Annotated in this window: 16 protein-coding genes; 4 read left to right on the top strand and 12 right to left on the bottom strand. The window is 70.3% G+C overall.

Annotated elements, in window-relative coordinates; all coding sequences use genetic code 11:
- Positions 1–26 precede the first annotated feature (26 nt).
- Complete coding sequence (locus ABZS64_RS19905) at positions 27–2,516, top strand: SpoIIE family protein phosphatase (RefSeq protein WP_355830952.1); 2,490 nt, start codon at positions 27–29, stop codon at positions 2,514–2,516.
- 58 nt (positions 2,517–2,574) lie between these two features.
- On the opposite strand, the gene ABZS64_RS19900 is transcribed toward ABZS64_RS19905, so the two are convergent.
- From ABZS64_RS19900 to ABZS64_RS19890, 3 genes are all read right to left on the bottom strand, one after another.
- On the bottom strand, positions 2,575–3,381 hold the full coding sequence (locus ABZS64_RS19900) for an acetoacetate decarboxylase family protein (RefSeq protein WP_355830950.1): 807 nt from the start codon (positions 3,379–3,381) through the stop codon (positions 2,575–2,577).
- Between the two features lie 84 nt (positions 3,382–3,465).
- Positions 3,466–4,899: an APC family permease gene (locus ABZS64_RS19895; protein ID WP_355830947.1), complete on the bottom strand. Its 1,434-nt coding sequence runs from the start codon at positions 4,897–4,899 to the stop codon at positions 3,466–3,468.
- Positions 4,900–4,989: 90 nt separating this feature from the next.
- On the bottom strand, positions 4,990–5,562 hold the full coding sequence (locus tag ABZS64_RS19890; RefSeq protein ID WP_355830944.1) for a MarR family transcriptional regulator: 573 nt from the start codon (positions 5,560–5,562) through the stop codon (positions 4,990–4,992).
- Between the two features lie 273 nt (positions 5,563–5,835).
- On the opposite strand from ABZS64_RS19890, the gene ABZS64_RS19885 reads away from it, so the two are divergent.
- Together ABZS64_RS19885 and ABZS64_RS19880 are read left to right on the top strand one after the other, a co-directional pair.
- A complete protein-coding gene (locus ABZS64_RS19885; RefSeq protein WP_355830941.1) occupies positions 5,836–7,191 on the top strand; it encodes a glutamine synthetase family protein in 1,356 nt (451 codons plus the stop codon).
- 201 nt (positions 7,192–7,392) lie between these two features.
- Positions 7,393–7,626 (top strand): GNAT family protein, encoded by a 234-nt coding sequence (locus ABZS64_RS19880; RefSeq protein WP_355830939.1) that lies wholly within the window; start codon positions 7,393–7,395, stop codon positions 7,624–7,626.
- 50 nt (positions 7,627–7,676) lie between these two features.
- Here the strand turns inward: ABZS64_RS19880 and ABZS64_RS19875 are convergent, their stop codons facing one another.
- The gene (locus tag ABZS64_RS19875) at positions 7,677–8,372 is read right to left on the bottom strand and encodes a L,D-transpeptidase (protein WP_355830936.1); all 696 of its coding nucleotides are present in this window, start codon (positions 8,370–8,372) and stop codon (positions 7,677–7,679) included.
- 244 nt (positions 8,373–8,616) lie between these two features.
- Between ABZS64_RS19875 and ABZS64_RS19870 the strand changes: the two genes are divergently transcribed.
- Complete coding sequence (locus ABZS64_RS19870; protein WP_355830933.1) at positions 8,617–10,014, top strand: aromatic acid/H+ symport family MFS transporter; 1,398 nt, start codon at positions 8,617–8,619, stop codon at positions 10,012–10,014.
- Between the two features lie 68 nt (positions 10,015–10,082).
- Here the strand turns inward: ABZS64_RS19870 and ABZS64_RS19865 are convergent, their stop codons facing one another.
- The 8 genes from ABZS64_RS19865 to ABZS64_RS19830 all read right to left on the bottom strand — a co-directional run bounded on the left by ABZS64_RS19865 (position 10,083) and on the right by ABZS64_RS19830 (position 18,000).
- Positions 10,083–11,264, bottom strand: a complete 1,182-nt coding sequence (locus ABZS64_RS19865) for a 4-hydroxybenzoate 3-monooxygenase (protein WP_355830930.1) — start codon at positions 11,262–11,264, stop codon at positions 10,083–10,085.
- Entirely contained in the window at positions 11,264–12,436 is a 1,173-nt protein-coding gene (gene pcaC, locus ABZS64_RS19860; RefSeq protein WP_355830928.1) for a 4-carboxymuconolactone decarboxylase, read from the bottom strand. The genes ABZS64_RS19865 and pcaC overlap by 1 nt, the downstream gene beginning before the upstream one ends.
- Positions 12,433–13,860, bottom strand: coding sequence for a 3-carboxy-cis,cis-muconate cycloisomerase (gene pcaB, locus ABZS64_RS19855; RefSeq protein ID WP_355830925.1), 1,428 nt, complete (start codon positions 13,858–13,860; stop codon positions 12,433–12,435). The genes pcaC and pcaB overlap by 4 nt, the downstream gene beginning before the upstream one ends.
- Positions 13,844–14,401, bottom strand: coding sequence for a protocatechuate 3,4-dioxygenase subunit alpha (pcaG, locus tag ABZS64_RS19850; RefSeq protein WP_355830922.1), 558 nt, complete (start codon positions 14,399–14,401; stop codon positions 13,844–13,846). Before pcaG ends, pcaB begins: the two co-directional genes overlap by 17 nt.
- Complete coding sequence (pcaH, locus tag ABZS64_RS19845) at positions 14,401–15,183, bottom strand: protocatechuate 3,4-dioxygenase subunit beta (RefSeq protein ID WP_355830920.1); 783 nt, start codon at positions 15,181–15,183, stop codon at positions 14,401–14,403. The genes pcaG and pcaH overlap by 1 nt, the downstream gene beginning before the upstream one ends.
- A gap of 4 nt (positions 15,184–15,187) precedes the next feature.
- Positions 15,188–16,378, bottom strand: coding sequence for a thiolase family protein (locus ABZS64_RS19840; protein ID WP_355830917.1), 1,191 nt, complete (start codon positions 16,376–16,378; stop codon positions 15,188–15,190).
- A gap of 222 nt (positions 16,379–16,600) precedes the next feature.
- Positions 16,601–17,245 carry a CoA transferase subunit B gene (locus tag ABZS64_RS19835; RefSeq protein WP_355830914.1) on the bottom strand — a complete coding sequence of 215 codons (645 nt, stop codon included), beginning with the start codon at positions 17,243–17,245 and terminating at the stop codon, positions 16,601–16,603.
- On the bottom strand, positions 17,245–18,000 hold the full coding sequence (locus tag ABZS64_RS19830; RefSeq protein WP_355830911.1) for a CoA transferase subunit A: 756 nt from the start codon (positions 17,998–18,000) through the stop codon (positions 17,245–17,247). Before ABZS64_RS19830 ends, ABZS64_RS19835 begins: the two co-directional genes overlap by 1 nt.
- Between the last annotated feature and the right edge of the window lie 7 nt (positions 18,001–18,007).

Raw genomic sequence — 18,007 nt, 5'->3', positions numbered from 1 at the left:
AATTGGCCCAGGCCCCGGGGAACTGAGTGCCTCAGATCAAGAAGTGGGGCGGAGTGATGCACAACCCCGTATTCCACGACGCTGCCGGTCTGTTTTCGGAGCCGGACGATGAGGCCTACGCCGTCCTGGATGTGCATGGTGTGCTGATCAGCTTGAGCCCGGCTGCGGAGCGCCTGCTCGGCTATGCGGCGGAGGAGGTCCAGGGGTGGCGCGGGACCGACCTGCTGCACAACGCCTCGGACGCAGCCGGCCTCGTCGGGCGGTGCGGGGTGGACGCGGTGGTCCAGCTGGGGGAGGCGGTCCTGCGACACCGGAGCGGACGCGGCATCGAGGTCACCCTGCAGGCACGCGCCATGGTGTCCACGGGCGGTGACCCTCAGTGGCTGATCCAGGTGATGGATGCCGATGCCGCACGACGGCACGAACTCCGCGATGCGCTCCTGAGAGGGCTGTTCACCGAGTCACCCATGATCATCGATGTCTTCGACACCCGGCTGCGCTTCCTGGCCCAGAACGACGCGCAGCGCCGCAGGGGGACGTTCGCGGGCAAGGAGTTCATGGGACACACCATGGCCGACGTGGCGCCTCCCGGTCTGCTGGACATGGCGGCCTTCGAGGCACGGCAGCGGCAGGTCCTTCAGAGCGGTGAGGCACAGCTCCAGACGGAGGTGCGCGGCCGCACCCCCGACGACCCCGACCGTGAGCACGTCTGGTCCGAATCCATCCTTCCGCTCCGGAGCCGGACGGGAGAGGTGATCGCACTGGCGCATGCCGTGGTCGACGTAACAGAACGAGCCAGAGCGCAGGAGCGGTTCGCGCTGGTCAACGATGCGAGCACACGGATCGGCGGCACGCTGGACGTACTGAAGACCGCGCAAGAACTCGTCGAGGTGGCCGTCCCGCAGTTCGCCGACCACGCCTACGTCAACTTGCTGGACCCGGTCTTCGGCGGCGAGGAGCCGGTGGCCGGTCCGGTGCCCGGGGCCATGCCCATGCGCCGCGCGGCGAGCTCGGTCGCACCGGGTGCACGGAGCGAGGCCATGGTTCCCATGGGGGACATCGACCCTTTCGCTTCGGGGTCCGGATCACTGTTCACGCTTGCGCTTGCGAGCGGCGAGCCCACGCTGAAGTCGGGCGACGAACTGATCTCCGAGTTCGCGGAAGCAGACCCCGGCCGGGCCGCGACAGTGAGCGAGTACGGCGTCCATTCCTGGCTGCTGGTCCCGATGTTCGCACGAGGCGCCGCACTGGGTACGGCGGTCTTCGTGCGCTCCGAGCGGGCGCATCCGTTCGAGGCCGATGACGTACTGCTGGCCGAAGAGTTCGTGGCACGTGCTGCCGTGTGCATCGACAACGCGAGTCGCTACAGCCGGGAGCGGGAGACGGCATTGGCCTTGCAACGCAGTCTGCTTCCGCAGCGGTTGCCGGAGCTGGGGGCACTGGACGCAGCGTCGCGATACCTGCCGTCGAGCGCGCATGCCGGGCTGGGGGGTTCCTGGTTCGACGTGATCCCGCTGTCGAGCGCGCGCGTGGCGCTGGTGGTGGGAGTCGTGGCCGGGCACGGCCTGCACGCGGCGGTGACCATGGGACGGCTGCGCACCGCCGTGCGGACGCTCGCCGACCTCGATCTGTCACCCGAGGAGCTGCTTACCCATCTGGACGACCAGGTCAACCGGTTCCACGACGAGCACGCCGAAGGACTCACCAGCGGCGCGGCGGGAACGACATGCCTGTACGCGGTCTTCGATCCGATCTCGCGGCGGTGCGTGCTGGCGCGCGCCGGCCATCCGCCGCCCGCGCGGGCGTCCGCGGACGGGAGGGTCCAGATCCTCGATCTGCCCGGCGGGCCTCCGCTCGGCCGGGGCGGGCCTCCGTTCGAGAACACCGAGGTGACGCTGAACGACGGAGAACTGCTCGTGCTGTACTCCCCCGGTCTGGTGGAGTCGCCGGATCACAGCGCCGATACTGCTGCCGAACGGCTCCGCGAGGCCCTGTCCGAGCCCCGCCTCACCTCGTCTCCCGGGCTCGACGCCATCTGCGACGCATTGATCCGCCGGCTGCTGCCGGCCCGCCCGCTCGACGACGTGGCACTGCTGGTCGCGCGGATGCGGGGGCTGGATGCGGACCACCACGCCACATGGGAGCTGGCGTCCGAGCCCGAGGTGGTGGCCGAGGCACGTGCACTCGCGACCCGGAAGCTGGCCGAATGGGGCCTGGAGGAGCTGGAGTTCACCACGGAACTGATCGTCAGCGAACTGGTCACCAACGCCATCCACTACGGCAGTCCGCCGATCCGGTTGCGAATGATCCGCGACCGCGACCTGATATGCGAGGTCTCCGACGGCAGCAGCACCTCACCCCATGTGCGGCACGCGTTGGAGACCGACGAGGGAGGACGCGGGCTGTTCATGGTCGCGCAGCTGGCCCAGTTCTGGGGCACCCGCTACCACGCACGCGGCAAGACCATCTGGGCCGAGCAGCCCCTCTCCGAGGAGTCCGGCGTCGCCGCCCCGTAGGTCCGCTCCGGCCGCTGTCCGCAGCCTTCACCCGCTCGCGGTACGACGCCGCAGGCTGCTACTCGGCGCCCGAGGTACCGGATTCCAGCAGGGTGCCGCCGTCCCAGCACACGCCCACCTGCCGGTAGTAGGCACCGATCAGCTCCTGCACCTCCAGCCGCGCCAGTTCTTCCGTCGGGGCGTCGAAGAGCGTCAGATCCGCGTCCGCCGCCCAGGCCTGGCCCGCCTCGAAGGAGGCCGCGCCGGTCTCGATCAGCTCGTCGAGCGCCAGCCCCTTCCCCTTCTCGACCGACGGCAGCCAGCGGTGGTGGGCCATCGGGTGACCGTTCACGAACCCGTTCCGGGCGGTCGGCTCCCGGAGCGTCACCACGGCCTCGGCCAGCCGCCGGTCGGCTGCCGCGAGAGTCGCCCCGAAGGCCGCTCCGGCCTCGATCCGCGGCGCGGGCCCGTACGGATGGGGACGCGTCATGTGGATCGAGCCGAGCTTCTTGGGGTACCCCTGGTGGAAGCCGCGCGCGATGGCGAAGTCCTTGTCCACCCAGATGTAGATGCAACGGGAGTACGTCTTCCCCCGGTACATGCAGCGCACCACGGCGAAGCACTCCTTGTACTGCGAGCGCACCGGGTCGAGCAGCTCCTCCTTGGAGCCGCTGCAGGACTGCCAGTCGGCCCAGATCAGGGCGACCGCGCCCGGGTCCTCGTCGGCCAACTCCAGCGGCTCCGGCAGCAGTTCTGCGACCCGTGCGGGATCGGTCCGGTACTCGATGGTGATCAGGTCGCCGGAGTAGTACCACGGGGGCGAGGGGACTAGGGACGACTCGCCGGTAGCAGTCTTGGGGTGGAAGAATCCGCGGACGCCGGCCATGGCGCCTCCTTCTGTCGGGGTGGGGCGAGAGAAATCGTTTGGATCCATACGATACCCCTGAGAGGCGGCATTCCCGCAAGCCCTTCAGGCGGCCGACCGCCGCCGGCCGACGACTTGGGCGATCACCACCGCGACCGCGAACCAGCCCAGGGCGAAGTACGTGGCGTACACCGTGGGCGAGGGAACCTTGTAAAACGCGCCGAACAGCGCCCCGGCAGTGAGGAGAGCCCCCACCGCGGAGCACAGCCACACCAACCACGGCCGCTCGTGGTCCCGGAGGCCGCGCGGGGCGCCGATCGCCATCATCAGATAGATGGCGACGAGACAGAAGATGCCGAAGGTGGAGAACCACGAGTAGGTGGCGATGTACGACGGCGCCCTGGGCAGCGCAACCGCCTTGGGGAAGAGATGGGACATCCCGATGACAGCCAGGTAGACAGCGCCGACGAATACTGCGCCACCGGTCGGGGTGGAGCGGCGGGCATTCACCGCGGCGAGCAGCCTCGGCAGCCAGCCGTCGCGAGCCATGGTCAGAACGCCGCGGGTCGCGGAGACCGAGACGCCCAGGTAGACGGCTGCCATGTCGAGGAGGATGACCAGTTCGACCAGGCGCCCCCACGCCGTGGAGCCGTAGCCGCCGGGCCCGCCGCCCGCGAGGATGTTCAGCGGAGCACCGGCCGCCTCCGCCATGGCATCGAGATTGAAGTGAAAGCCTGCGACCTGCGCGTACGTGCCAAGGAGATAGAAGACGGCCGAGGCAAGGACGGAGAAGATCACGGCCCGGGGAATATGGCGCTGCGGGTCCGTGGCCTCCTCGGCGAGGTTGGCTGCCGACTCGAACCCGGTGAAGAGCAGCACCGCGTACAGCACGGCGAGCAGGATCCCGCCCCACCCGTCCTGGGCCGTGTCCGGGACGAATGCCTTGGCACTGTTGCCGTCGCCGACCTTGACGATCACGTACACGAAGAAGACCAGCAGCACACCGATCGAGACGAGCGCGAGTACGAGCTGGCTGCGCACCGAGAACTCGACGCCGATACACACGGCGGCCAGCAGGGCGACGAGGAGCAGCAGCTGCCAGGCCCATACCGGCAGAGGCTCAACCTTGAACTCGGCCTGCAGCGTGTCGTGCAGGTAGCCGCCGATGAGCGTGCCGAGGGCGGCCCCGAGGAGGATCACGCCGCCGTAGTACATCAGGCCCGCGGCCGCTCCGGCGCGGTGGCCGAGGCCGAGGGTCACGTAGTTGTAGAGCGACCCGGCCGCCTTCACCCGGCGGGCGTACGCAGCGACGATCCAGGCGAGGGCGAGCATGCCGATCGTGGCGACCAGCACCGCCAGCGGCGCGGCCGCCCCGGCCCCGCGGCCTGCGGCGTTCACGCCGACCAGCAGGGGCAGCAGGATTGACACGGAGAAGACCGGGCCGATGAAACCGACGGACTGGGCAACGACGTCGACCAGCGACAGCCCCTTGCGTCCGGGCGTGTTCGGCGACGCGGCGTGTGCAGGGACCTGAGTCATGCTTCGCTCCATCACGACCGCGGCGGAGGGCCACCCACAGGAGGATGGACAGCGACGGACACCCGGGCGGAGACCGGGACACCGGGCAGGTCAGGCCCGCGGCCGCCGACCCGAGCGTCGCGGCGCGGGCTCGGCCCCGCCCAGCAACTCCAGTCGACGCTCCTCGCCATGCTCCTCGAGCTGGGCGACGATGGCACGCAGGCCGTCCGCGAGTCGCAGGCACTCCTCGGAGCTGAGCCGCGAGGCCACGAACGCCTCCTCGGTGTTGAACGCCGGGAAGAGCCGCTCCATGAGCGCCTCGCCCTCAGGAGTCAGCGACAGCAGCACCCGTCGGCCGTCCTCGGGATGGGTCGAACGCGACACCAGCCCCCGCGACTCCAGGGTCCGCGCGACACCGGTGAGGGTGCCTTTGGTGATGCCCGCCTCCTCGGCCACGTGACGGGTCTCCGTCTCGCCCCAGATCCAGAGCACCCACAGCACCACGAACCCGGTCCAGGTCAGCTCGGAGGGACGCAGCACCGAGTTCTCCAGATGCTGCCGGACGGCAGCTGCCGCGCGATGAATGTTGGCAACGGCCGCCATTTGCTCTCGCTGCAACCGGAAGTCGCCGAGCTTCGCCTGGACGGCCTTCTCGGTCTCGACAATGGATCGGTGGCCGGACACTGGCTCCCCCTCGGTCACGGGCGGCACTCCGCCCCACTTCGTTCGTTTGCACCCAAATCTAACCCCTCACCCCTCTCGCCAGGTCCGCATTGCGGACCACCTCTTGCAAGGGAGCCCTCTCCGCAATATTGTTTGGCTTCAAACGAATCCCTGTGAGCCGTCCTTCGGCAGCACGCAGTCCGTTCGAGGCACAGATCGCATGTGCACCATGGTGATACGGGCGAGAATTCCCGACGTACCGCCATGTTCTGCCCGTATCCGAGGAGACCGACGGTGAGTACTGACCAGTCCGGACAGATCCAGCAGCAGATCGAGGCGCTCGCCGCCCAGGGCATCGACGTCGTGCGCATCGCCTACCCCGACCTCATCGGCTCCGACCGCGGCCGGGACATCCTGCTCCACCACCTGCCGAGCGCAACCGGCCACGGCCTGGCCTTCTGTCGAGCGATCTATCACACGGGCGCCCTGGGCGACCACTCCGACATCCCCGGCGGCCTCGACGCCGGTATGCCCGACATCGCCGTACGGCCCGACCTGAGCACGCTGGTCCCGCTCCCCTGGGAACCCGGGGTGGCCTGGTGCATCGGCGACGCTCGCGACCCCGAAACAGGGCTGCCCGCCCCCGAATCGCCCCGCGACCTGCTGCGCCGGGTCACCGGACAACTGGCCGAGAGCGGGCTCACGGCCGTGGTCGGCCCCGAGCTGGAGTACGTTCTTCTCGACCCCGACCCCGGCTCGTCAACCGGCTGGCGGCGCTACGCCGCCACACCGGGCAATGTCTACACCGTGGGGCGCAAGGGCGACCCGGACGGACATCTGCTGCGTACGCTGCGCCACTTGCACGACCTCGGCATCGGGGTCAGCGGCGGCAACCGGGAGTTCGACGGCGGGCAGTTCGAGATCAACCTCGACCACTCCGAGGCCCTGGACGCTGCCGACCGGGCCTTCCGCTTCAAGGCCGCGGTCAAGGAACTCGCCCGCGCCGAGGGCCGGTTGGCGACCTTCATGGCCAAACCCCTCAACGACGGCGGCGGTTCCGGCTTCCACCTGCACATATCCGTCATCGACACGGACGGCACCAACGTCTTCGACGCGTCCGACCAGCCTCACGGCCTGTCCGGCATCGCCCACCACGCCATCGCCGGTCTGCTCGCACACGCCCCCGCACTCGCCGCCCTGTTCAACCCGACGATCAACTCCTACAAGCGCTTCGGCCCCGACACCGCGGCGCCCTGGCTGATCGACTGGGGTCTGGACAACCGGGGCGCCATGGTGCGCATCCCGCCCGAGCGCGGCAGCGGAGCCCGCCTGGAAATGCGCCTCGGCGACGCCACCGCCAACCCCTACCTCGCCATCGCCGGACTGGTCGCCGCCGTCCACCTGGGCATCCGCTCGGCAGCCGAGCCACCCGCGCCGATGAGCGGCTACGGATACGACCCCGCCAGCGCCCCCAAGCTGCCGACCCACCTCGGCGACGCGCTCGACGCGCTGGAAGCGGATCACGAACTCACCGAGGCACTCGGCAAACCGTTCGTCGACGCCTTCCTCACCTTCAAGCGCGACGAGCTGGCCCGCTTCCGACGCCACGTAACCGACTGGGAGTTCCGCGAATACGCCCAGCTGCTCTGACCGCTGGAGGCAGGCGTGCATCCCGACGGCTGTCGCGGCAGGATGCGATCATGGTTCAGCCATTGGATGTCCCGCGCTTGAACGCGGGCGACGAGCTCGTGCTCCGCCCCTGGGAACTGGGCGATCTGCCTCTTGTCCAAGAGGCGTCGAGTGACGATTACATCCCGTTGATCACGACGATCCCCTCCGCGTATTCGCAGGATGCGGGCGCCGCCTTCGTCCGGCGGCAATGGGAGCGGGCGGCTTCAGCTCTGTGTCGAGCCGTGGAATGCCGCATCGGCGCAGACGGCTGAGAGCGTCGGATTCCAGCGTGAGGGTCTGCTTCGCAGCTGGCAGCTGGTGGGCGAGGAACGCCGTGACATGGTCCTGTACTCCATGCTGGGCACCGATCTCCCCTCGCTGCGGCCCGTCGGGCGCGGCGCAGGTCCGGCCTGAGACCTGCCCCGTCCGTGCGCTTGCACGGAAGGGGCAGGGTCGTACGGTTCTCAGGTTCCGGGCTTGCGACCGTAGACGAAGACGTCGTCGCCGTTGCGCAGCAGGCTCCAGTACTTGGCGGCGTCGCTCTTGGTCATGTTCACGCACCCGTGCGACCCGGGCGGTGCCCAGACGCTGATGCCGACCGAGTGGAAGGCCTGGCCGCCGTCGAAGAACTGGCTGTACGGCATCGGCACGTCGTACAGGTTGGACACGTGGTCTATGTCCCGCGAGTAGATCTTCTTCAGGCCGGTGCGGGTCTCGTAGCCGTCGCGGCCCGTACGCACCGCGACCGGTCCGTACACCAGCTTGCTGCCGTCCTGGACCCAGCTGAGCTGGAGCGTCAGGTCGACACAGGCGATGCGGCCCTTGTTGGTCGGGCACTTGCCGGCCTTGTTCGGGTTCTTCCCGACGGCCTTCTGCTTGTTCATGAGATCCATGACGCCCCACGTGATGGGGCCCGCCAGCCCGGCGTTCGGGCTGATCGAGTGCTTCGTCTGGAAGGCCTGGATCGCCTTGCAGTCGGCGGCCGACTGCTTTCCGTCCACCGGGCGGCCGAGGAACTTCTCGACCTGCTTCTGGTACGCCCCGGTCTGTGTCGTACACGACGCCGCCTGAGCGGTCGTGCTCCCCATGACCAGAGTCAGCGGGGTCACCAACGTGGTGATCCCGAGTGCGACGACTCCTCGTCTGCGTATGTCCCCCACGACTGTCGACTCCTTATACGCGCGTTGTGCGAGTTCCGCCTGGTAGACGGCCGAGGAGACGCAGTAGTTGCACGGGAAAGAAGACGGTTCCGTAACAGCCGCCCCGTCGACATCTCCCTGCGCACACTCATTGACACCCCGGCCTCATCACGCGGACACTCACACCCCCACCAAGAGTGAAGTTAAGTTCACCACGCGAACAGACGCCACACCATGAACACGCCGCTCGTATCCAGGGACTGACATGACTTCCACCGGCACACCAGGCGCACCGCCCCCGCTCCCCGACCACGCCCAGCACGGCCGTCACCCCTTCCGCACAGTGCTCCCCGTCCTCGCCCTGTGCTGGCTGGCCGTCTTCTTCGACGGCATGGACGTCAACATCTACGGCGCCGTCATGCCGCACATGCTCGACGACTCCGGACTCGGACTCACGCCGTCGAGCGCGGGCACCATCGGCAGCTGGACCACCTTCGGCATGCTCATCGGCGCGCTCACCGCCGGGAACATCACCGACTGGATCGGCCGTCGCCCCCTGCTGGTCGGCAGCGTGGCTCTGTTCTCCGTCGGCTCCGCGGTCTGCGCGGCGGCCGGGTCTCCGGCGCTGTTCGGGACCGGGCGGTTCATCGCCGGGCTCGGGCTCGGCGGGCTCATGCCGCTGTGTCTGGCCATGGTCATGGAGTTCGCGCCGCCGCGCCGGGCCGCACTGACCACCGGTCTGCTGATGACCTCGTACCACGCCGGCGGCATGGTGGCCACGACTCTCGGCCTGACTCTGGCGCCTTCCGCCGGCTGGCGCTGGGTGTTCTGGGCGGGCGTGCTGCCCGCGGTGATCGCCATACCGCTCCTGCTGAAGCTGCTCCCCGAATCGCCCGGCGTACTCCTCGCGCGCGGCGACAAGGCGCGGGCAGACGCGATCGCCGACCGCTACGGGATGGCGCGGCCCATCCCGGCCGAGGCTCCGGCCGCCGGGGCCAGGGGACGCTTCGATGCGGTACTGGCCCTGTTCCGGCCGGAGTCGCGCTGGGCGACCCCGCTCCTGTGGCTCGCCTCCTTCTGCGGCCTCCTCCTCGTGTACGGCGTGAGTACCTGGCTGCCCCAGATGATGCGCGCCTCCGGCTACGGACTGACCTCGTCCGTCAGCTTCCTGCTGGTCATCAACGCGGGCGGCATCGTGGGCATGCTCATTGCGGGCCGCACCGCCGACCGCTTCGGCGCGGTCAAGGTCTCGGCCATCTGGTTCTGCCTCACCGCGGTCGGCGCGCTGCTGCTCAAGGGGCACCTGCCGCTGGGAGTCACGTACGTCGTGGTGGCCCTCACCGGGATCTGGCTGTTCAGCGCCCAGGTGATGGTCTATGCCGCGACCAACACCGTCTACCGGGGCAGTGAGCGTGCCGCCGGTCTCGGCTGGGTGACCGGCGTCGGCCGGACCGGCGCGGTGGTCGGCCCGTGGCTGGGCGGCGTCTTTGCCGCGAACAGCAACGAGAGCTGGGGATTCACCACGTTCGCCCTGGCCGGACTGCTCGGTGCCACGGCCATTGCCCTCGTCCCGCTCGCGGCGCGGTTGGGTGGCCGCCGTCGAAGCGCCTCCGTGGCTCCCTCGACGGCGGGGTCATCTGCCGTGACGGCCTCCGACGCCTGAGGTCACCTCGCTCGGCCCAGGACGAAGCCGGCCGGGAGCGCAGTCAGCTTCCGGCCGGCAGAGGCATGTCAGACGAGCGGCAACCCCGTGTAGTTCTCTGCCAGTTCGGCCGCGGCGTGCGGCGAGGTCGCGACGCGGTCGAGCTGGGAGAGCTGGAGCCGGGTCTCGAACGGAGACTGGGCCGGGTCGGTGTGCAGCGTGGTCGTCATGAAGTACGAGAAGTGCTCGGCGCGCCAGACCCGGCGCAGACAGCTGTCGGAGTACGCATCGAGCAGCTCGGCCGAGCCGGTGTCCCGCTGGTGGATCAGGGCCCGGGCGAGCACGATCACATCGGCCGCCGCCAGGTTGAGGCCCTTGGCCCCGGTCGGCGGCACGATGTGCGCCGCGTCGCCCGCCAGGAACACCCGCCCGTACCGCATGGGTTCGGCTACGTGGCTGCGCATAGGAAGCACGGCCTTGGACGTGACCGGGCCGCGCTCCAGCTTCCAGCCGGGATCGGCGTCGGTGGCGAACCGGGCGTCCAGCTCGTCCCAGATCCGCTCGTCGGGCCAGTCGGCCGGGTCGGTGCCGTTCGGGACCTGGAGGTAGAGGCGGCTGACCGACGGGGAGCGCATGCTGGCCAGGGCGAACCCGCGCTCGGAGTGTGCGTAGATCAACTCCTCGTACACGGGCGGGGCTTCGGCGAGGATGCCCAGCCAGGAGTAGGGATAGATCCGCTCGTAGGTCCGCCGTACGGACTCGGGGACGGCATCGCGGGCCACCCCGTGGAAGCCGTCGCACCCGATGACGTAGTCGCAGGTCAGGGTCTGCTCCCGGCCCTCGTGGAGGTAGTGCACGGTCGGGCGGCCGGTGTCGGCGCCGTCCACACGGCGCACCTCGGCGCCGAACAGCAGGGGGCCGCCGTCGGCGAGTTGCAGCGCTATGAGGTCTTTGACCACCTCGGTCTGCGCGTACACCATCACCTTCCGCCCGCCGGTGAGGGCGGGGAAGTCGATGCGGTGGGAGCGGCGGTCGAAGCGAAACTCTATGCCGTCGTGCGGTATGCCTTCGAGGTCCATGCGCGCCCCCGCTCCGGCGGCGCGCAGAGCATCGACGGTGGCCTGCTCCAGGATCCCGGCCCGCTGCCGCTGCTCGACATACGCGCGGTCGCGGCTCTCCAGGACGACGCTGTCGATACCGGCGTTGTGGAGCAGCCGGGCCAGCAGCAGTCCGGCGGGGCCACCGCCGATGATGCCGACGGTGGTGTGCATCAGAGTTCCTCCTCGTTATGACGGTTCGCATCGTGCTCGCTCAGTACGCGATCGGCCACTGCGAAGGCCGAGTTGGCGGCGGGCACCCCGCAGTACACGGCCGACTGCAGCAGCACCTCGCCGATCTCCTCGGGCGTCAGGCCGTTGCGCAGGGCGGCCCGCACATGCAGCGCGAGCTCGTCGCTGTGGCCGCCCGCGACGAGCGCGGTGAGGGTGATGCAGCTGCGGGTGCGCCGGTCGAGGGTGTCGCCGGTCCAGATCTCGCCCCAGGCATAGCGGGTGATGAAGTCCTGGAAGCGGGCGGTGAACGGGGTGGTGCGAGTGATCGCTCTGTCGACGTGCGCGTCTCCGAGGACCTCTCGGCGTACGGTCGTTCCCGCTGCGTGCAGGGAGCTGTCGGCCGGCTGACGCAGGTGTGCCAGCAGTGCGCCGAGTACGGCTTGCGGTTGTTCGACGCCCGCCAGGTGCGCGGCGCGGGGCAGTTCGATGAGGTGCGCATCGCGGATGCCGTCGGCGAGTTCACGGGCGTGCACGGGTGGCGTGGCCAGGTCGTCGCGGCCGCCGATGACGAGGGTCGGCGCGGTGATGCGGGCCAGGTCGTCGCGGAGGTCGAGCGCGGCGAGTACCTCGCAGCAGGCGGCGTACCCCTCGGGGTCGACGGACCGCTGGTCGTCCACGAGCGTGGCGACCGCCGGGGTACCGGCAGCCGCAAAGGCGGGGGTGAACCAGCGTGCGGGCGCCGAGGCGACCAGCGGCTCGGCGCCTTTCGTACGGATCAACTCCGCGCGTTCCAGCCAGGCTTCGGGTCCTCCGAAGTACGCCGATGAGCAGACCACGGCGAGTGAGGTGACGCGCTCGGGGTGGTGTGCGGCGAGCCAGGTGCCGACCGCGCCGCCGAGTGAGATCCCCGCGTACGCGAAGGTGCCGGCGCCCAGCGAGTCGGCGAGGTCGAGGACCAGGCGGCCCAGGCCGGCCATGGTGGACCCGGCGGGGAGCAGCGCGGCAGGCGAACCGCCGTGCCCCGGCAGATCCCAGCGCACCACCCGGAACTGCCGGGCGAGCACGGGCACTTGCGGGCCCCAGACGGAGAGCGAGGTGCCCAGCGAAGGCGCCAGGATCAGTACGGGAGCATCCGCCGGGCCTTCGGCGCGGTGGTGGAGGCTGTGGGTCATCGGTGGTCCTGACGGGGGTGCGGGTGGCGTTGGAGTGCGCGGTCGGTGAGGGCGGCGGCTGAGCCGAGGTAGTCGGCCGGATCGGTGAGCGCGGGCAGCCGCTCGACGAGCTCCCGCAGCCGGTCTTCGGTCGGCTCCGTGCTCGACTCGAGGGCTTCGGCGATCGCCCGGGTCAGGTCGATACCCTCCTCGACCGCACGCCGGGATGCCTTCGCCAGCAGCTGCTTGGCGACCTCCCGGCCGAGCAGCGGGGCGAGGTGGGCGTTGAGGCGCTCGGTGAGCATCAGGCCGCCGGTCAGGTCGAGGTTCGCGCGCATCCGGTGCGGGTGGACGGCAAGACCCGCGCTCAGCTCGGCGGCAGCGGTGGCCGCCCCGCCGGTCAGCCGCAGGGCCTCGCGCAGAGGCTGCCATTCGGCATGCCAGGCGCCTGCCGGGCGTTCGTCCTCCGCGGCCAGTGAGCCGAAGAGCACGGCCGCCAGCGCGGGAATCTGGCGGGCGGCGGAGGCGATCAGGGTCGCCCGTACGGGGTTGCTCTTGTGCGGCATGGCGGACGAGCCACCACCGGACCCCTCGGTGACCTCGCCGATCTCCGTGCGCGAGAGCACCAGCACATCGGCGGCGATCTTGCCCAGCGCGCCTGCGCAGAGGGCCAGCGCACCGCCGAGGTCGGCGACCGGAGTGCGCAGCACATGCCAGGGCAACTCGGGTTTCGTGAGGCCGAGTTCACGGGCGTACGCGGCCGACAGATCAAGGCCCAGGTCGGCTCCGTGGCCGGGCTCGGCGGCGTACGCGTGGAAGGCGGCCAGCGTGCCTGCCGCGCCGCCGAGCTGTGCGGGCAGCGAGGCCCGGACCCGGGAGAGGCGTTCGTGGGCGTCGAGGACCAGGGCGCGCCAGCCCGCGGCCTTCAGCCCGAAGGTACTGGGCACCGCGTGCTGGGTGAGTGTGCGTCCCGGCATGGGGGTGTCGCGGTGCGCGGCCGCGAGGGTGCCGAGCGCGTCCGCGGTGCGCTCCAGATCGGCGGTGATCAGGTCCAGGACCCTGGCGGCGACCAGCATCAGGGCGGTGTCCACGATGTCCTGGCTGGTCGCCCCGCGGTGCACGAACTCGGCGTCCTGCGGCTCCAGTTCGGCCACCGCCCTGGTGAGATCGGCGACCAGCGGGATGACCGGATTGCCTCCGGCCCGGGCCCGCAGGGCGATCGAGCGGACATCGAACCGGTCGGCCCCGGCGGCCGCGGTCACCGTCCGCCCGGCGCGTGCCGGGGCCAGTCCGACGGCAGCCTGGGCCCGGGTCAGCGCGGCCTCGGCGTCGAGCATGGCCTGCAGGACGGCCCGGTCGCCGGTGGCCGTCTCGGCCGCGCTGCCTGCCCGTACGGGAGCGAGCAGGCCGGTGTCCCCCGTGCTGCTGTCATCGGTGGAAGTCAAGGAAGACCGTCTCTTTCTCCCCCTGCAGATGAATGTCGAAGCGGTGTACCCGCTCTCCCTCTTGATGTGCGATCAGCGTGGCACGTCGGTTTTCGGGAAGCGCGGACAGCAGCGTGTCGGAGGCGGGCGCCTCAAGGTAGACACGGGTGAACAGGTGGTGCATCAGCCCGCGGGCGAAGACGCACACCGAGAGGTACGGCAGATCGGCCGGCGGTTGCAGCGTGTGGACCGCCCAGTGGCCGTCGGCGTCGGTGGCCACCCGGGCGAAGCCGGTGAAGTCCACGCCGTTGCGGCCGGGGAATCCGCCGGTGACGGGGTCGCGGCGGAGCGATCCGGGGCGCCCGGCGAGCGAGCCGTCCGGGGCGGCCTGCCAGGTCTCCAGCAGGGCGTCGGGTACGGGGTCGCCCCTGCCGTCGTACACGTGTCCGTGCACGGTGACCGCGTCCCCGTGTCCGGCGGGCACGACCTGGCCGCCGTCGGGGAAGGGCAGGGCGTACCCGTAGAACGGGCCGACGGTCTGGGACGGGGTGGGCTGCGGCATCAGTGGTCCTCCTCGGGGTCCGGGAGCGTGGCAGCCGGGCCGTCGAGCACGATGTCCCACCGGTAGCCGAGCGACCACTCCGGACTGGACAGCTCATGGTCGTACGCGGCGACCAGGCGGGCCCGTGCGGCGGGATCGGTGACCGACTGAAGGATCGGGTCGTACGGGAAGAGCGGGTCACCGGGGAAGTACATCTGCGTCACCAGGCGCTGGGTGAAGGCCGTACCGAAGAGCGAGAAGTGGATGTGCGCGGGCCGCCAGGCGTTGACGTGGTTGCGCCACGGGTACGCGCCCGGCTTGACGGTGGTGAACCGATACTGTCCCTGATCATCCGTCAGGCACCGTCCGACACCGGTGAAGTTGGGGTCCAGCGGCGCCGGGTGCTGGTCGCGCTGATGCGCGTACCGGCCCGACGCATTGGCCTGCCAGACCTCGACCAGCTGCCCGCGGACGGGCCGTCCTGATCGGTCGAGCACCCGCCCGGTGACGGTGATCCGCTCGCCGAGCGGCTCTCCCGGGTGCCGGCGGGTCAGGTCCGCGTCGAGCTCGGTGACATCGGTGACGCCGAACACCGGACCGTGCAGCTCGGCGGCCTCCGGGTCCTGGCCCATGGGTATCAGCGGCTGCTTGGGGTGGCGCAGGACGCTGCTGCGGTACGGAGTGAAGTCGCGGCCGGGGTGCAGAGGCGGTGCGTCGCCGTCGGCCACCGCCTTGGCCACCGCTTCGTGAGTGGTGGCGATTTCCGCGCTGATCTGCTGCTGCGTGAGCGAGTTGGGGGTCACAGGACTACCTCTCCAGTACAAGAGCGAGCCCCTGCCCGACGCCGATGCACAGCGCGGCAAGGCCGGTACCGGAGCCCGCGGCGGCGAGCTGGTGGGCGACTGCTCCGGTGATACGGGCGCCGGAGGCGCCGAGCGGATGGCCGATGGCGACGGCGCCACCGCGCGGGTTGACGATCTGCGGGTCGAGGCCGGGCCACTGACCGAGGCAGGCGAGCGCCTGCGCCGCGAACGCCTCGTTCAGCTCGACGGTGTGCAGGTCGGCCAGATCACGGCCTGCCTTCTTCAGGGCGCGCTGTACGGCTTCCACCGGCCCGGCGCCGAAGTACTGCGGCTCGATCCCGGTGACGGCGGAAGCGCCGATCCGGGCCAGCGGCTCGCGGCCGGTGGCCCGCAGGCCGTCCTCATCGGTGAGAAGGAGCGCGGCGGCGCCGTCGTTGAGCGGCGAGGAGTTGCCCGCCGTGACGGTGCCGTCCTTGCGGAATACGGGCTTCAGCTTGGCCAGTGCGGCCGGCGTCGTGGTGTCGCGGATGCACTCGTCGCGGGTCAGGTCCACCCCGTCGACGGGGACGACCTCGCCGTCGTACAGCCCCTGCTGCCAGGCGCGTGCGGCCTTCTGGTGACTGGCCAGTGCGAAGGCGTCCTGGGCGGCGCGGTCGATGCCGTACCGGTCGGCGACCAGTTCGGCACCTTCACCGAGCGCCACCGTCCACTCCTCGGGCATCCGCGGGTTGACCATCCGCCAGCCCAGAGTCGTCGAGTACATCTGCTGATGACCCGCGGGGAGGGCACGCTCCGGCTTCGGCACCACCCAGGGCGCGCGGCTCATCGACTCCACGCCGCCCGCGACCGCGACCGACGCGTCACCGACCGCGATGGCGCGGGCCGCCTGGATCACCGCCTCCATGCCGGAGCCGCACAGCCGGTTGACGGTCGTGCCGGGCACGGTGACCGGGAGTCCGGCGAGCAGGACGGCCATGCGGGCGACGTCGCGGTTCTCCTCTCCGGCGCCGTTGGCGTTGCCGAAGAAGACGTCGTCGATACGGGCGGGGTCGAGGCCCGGCGTACGGCCGACGAGGGCGCGCAGCACACCCGCGGCGAGGTCGTCGGGACGCACGCCTGAGAGCGCACCGCCGTACTTGCCGATCGGTGTTCGTACGGCGTCGACGACATACACGTCACGCAGGCGGTCGGACATGCGGGCTCCTAGGGCCTGTCTTTTGGATCAGGCCGGATCAGTGAGCGGGGTCTGGTGCGTGCAGATGCAGGCCGGAGGATGGGGGTCCCCCCGCCGAAGGCAGGGGGAGAGCCGACGCGGAGCGTCGGCGACTGACGACAACGCAGCAGATGTGCGTGCCAGGGCACGCGGGCCCGGCAAGATCCGAACGACAGGCCCTAGTGCGGGTGGGGCGGAGAGCGGTCAGCGGACGGCGGCGGGGACCCGGATCGGCGCGGCCGACTTCTGTCGCACCTCCTCGGAACTCACGCCGGGAGCGGTCTCGACAAGGACCAGGCCGTCGTCGGTGATGTCGAGGACGGCGAGGTCGGTGATGACGCGGTGGACGCAGGCCTTGCCGGTGAGCGGCAGGGTGCACTCCTGGACGATCTTCGGGGAACCGTCCTTGGCGACATGGTCCGTCAGGACGATCACGCGGCGGGCGCCGTGGACCAGGTCCATGGCCCCGCCCATCCCCTTGATCATCCGTCCGGGGATCGACCAGTTGGCGAGATCGCCGCCGGCGGAGACCTGCATGGCGCCGAGAACGGCGGTGTCGATATGGCCGCCGCGGATCATGCCGAAGGAGAGCGCGGAGTCGAAGTAGGCGGCACCGGGGAGCACGGTGATCGTCTCCTTGCCCGCGTTGATCAGGTCGGGGTCGACCTCGTCCTCCGTCGGATACGGTCCGACGCCCAGGAGCCCGTTCTCGGAGTGCAGCACGACATCGACACCCTGCGGAAGGAAGCTGGGGATCAGCGTGGGCAGCCCGATCCCGAGATTCACGTATGACCCGTCGGACAGTTCGGCGGCCGCGCGGGCCGCCATCTCGTTACGCGTCCAGGCCATCAGGCTCGCACCGTCCTCTTCTCTATCTTCTTGGCGACGGCCTGCTCGGCGGTGAGGGGCAGCACACGCTGGACGAACACGCCGGGCAGGTGGACGGCGTCCGGGGCGAGCTCCCCCAGCTCGACCAGTTCCTCCACCTCGGCGATCGTCACCCGCCCTGCCATGGCGGCGAGCGGGTTGAAATTGCGGGCGGCCTTGTGGAACACGAGGTTGCCGTGCCGGTCGCCCTTGGCCGCCCGTACGAGCGCGAAGTCGGTGGTGATGCCGTACTCCAGGACATGCTCGCGCCCGCCGAAGGTGCGGACCTCCTTCGGCGGCGAGGTCACCGCAACCGAGCCGTCGGACCGGTACCGCCAGGGCAGTCCCCCGTCGGCCACCTGGGTCCCGACACCGGCCGGGGTGTAGAAGGCGGGGATGCCGCAGCCGCCGGCGCGCAGCCGCTCGGCGAGCGTGCCCTGGGGCACCAGCTCGACCTCCAGCTCGCCGCCGAGGTACTGGCGGGCGAACTCCTTGTTCTCGCCGATGTACGAACCGGTCACGCGTGCGATCCGGCCGTCGCCGAGCAGGAGTCCGAGCCCTCCGCCGTCCACCCCGCAGTTGTTGGAGACCACGCTCAGTCCGCCGGAACCGCGCGCGTGCAGCGCCTCGATCAGTACATTCGGCACACCGCTCAGACCGAAACCGCCCACAGCGAGCGAGGCATGGTCCGGGATGTCACCGACTGCCTCGGCCGCGGTCTGTTTGACTTTGTCCATGCAGGGC

The organism is Streptomyces sp. NPDC005408 (assembly GCF_040606445.1).
Taxonomy (GTDB): Bacteria; Actinomycetota; Actinomycetes; order Streptomycetales; family Streptomycetaceae; genus Streptomyces.
The sequence above is the reverse complement of the archived record's forward strand: the minus strand, read 5'-3'. Positions and strand labels throughout refer to the sequence as shown.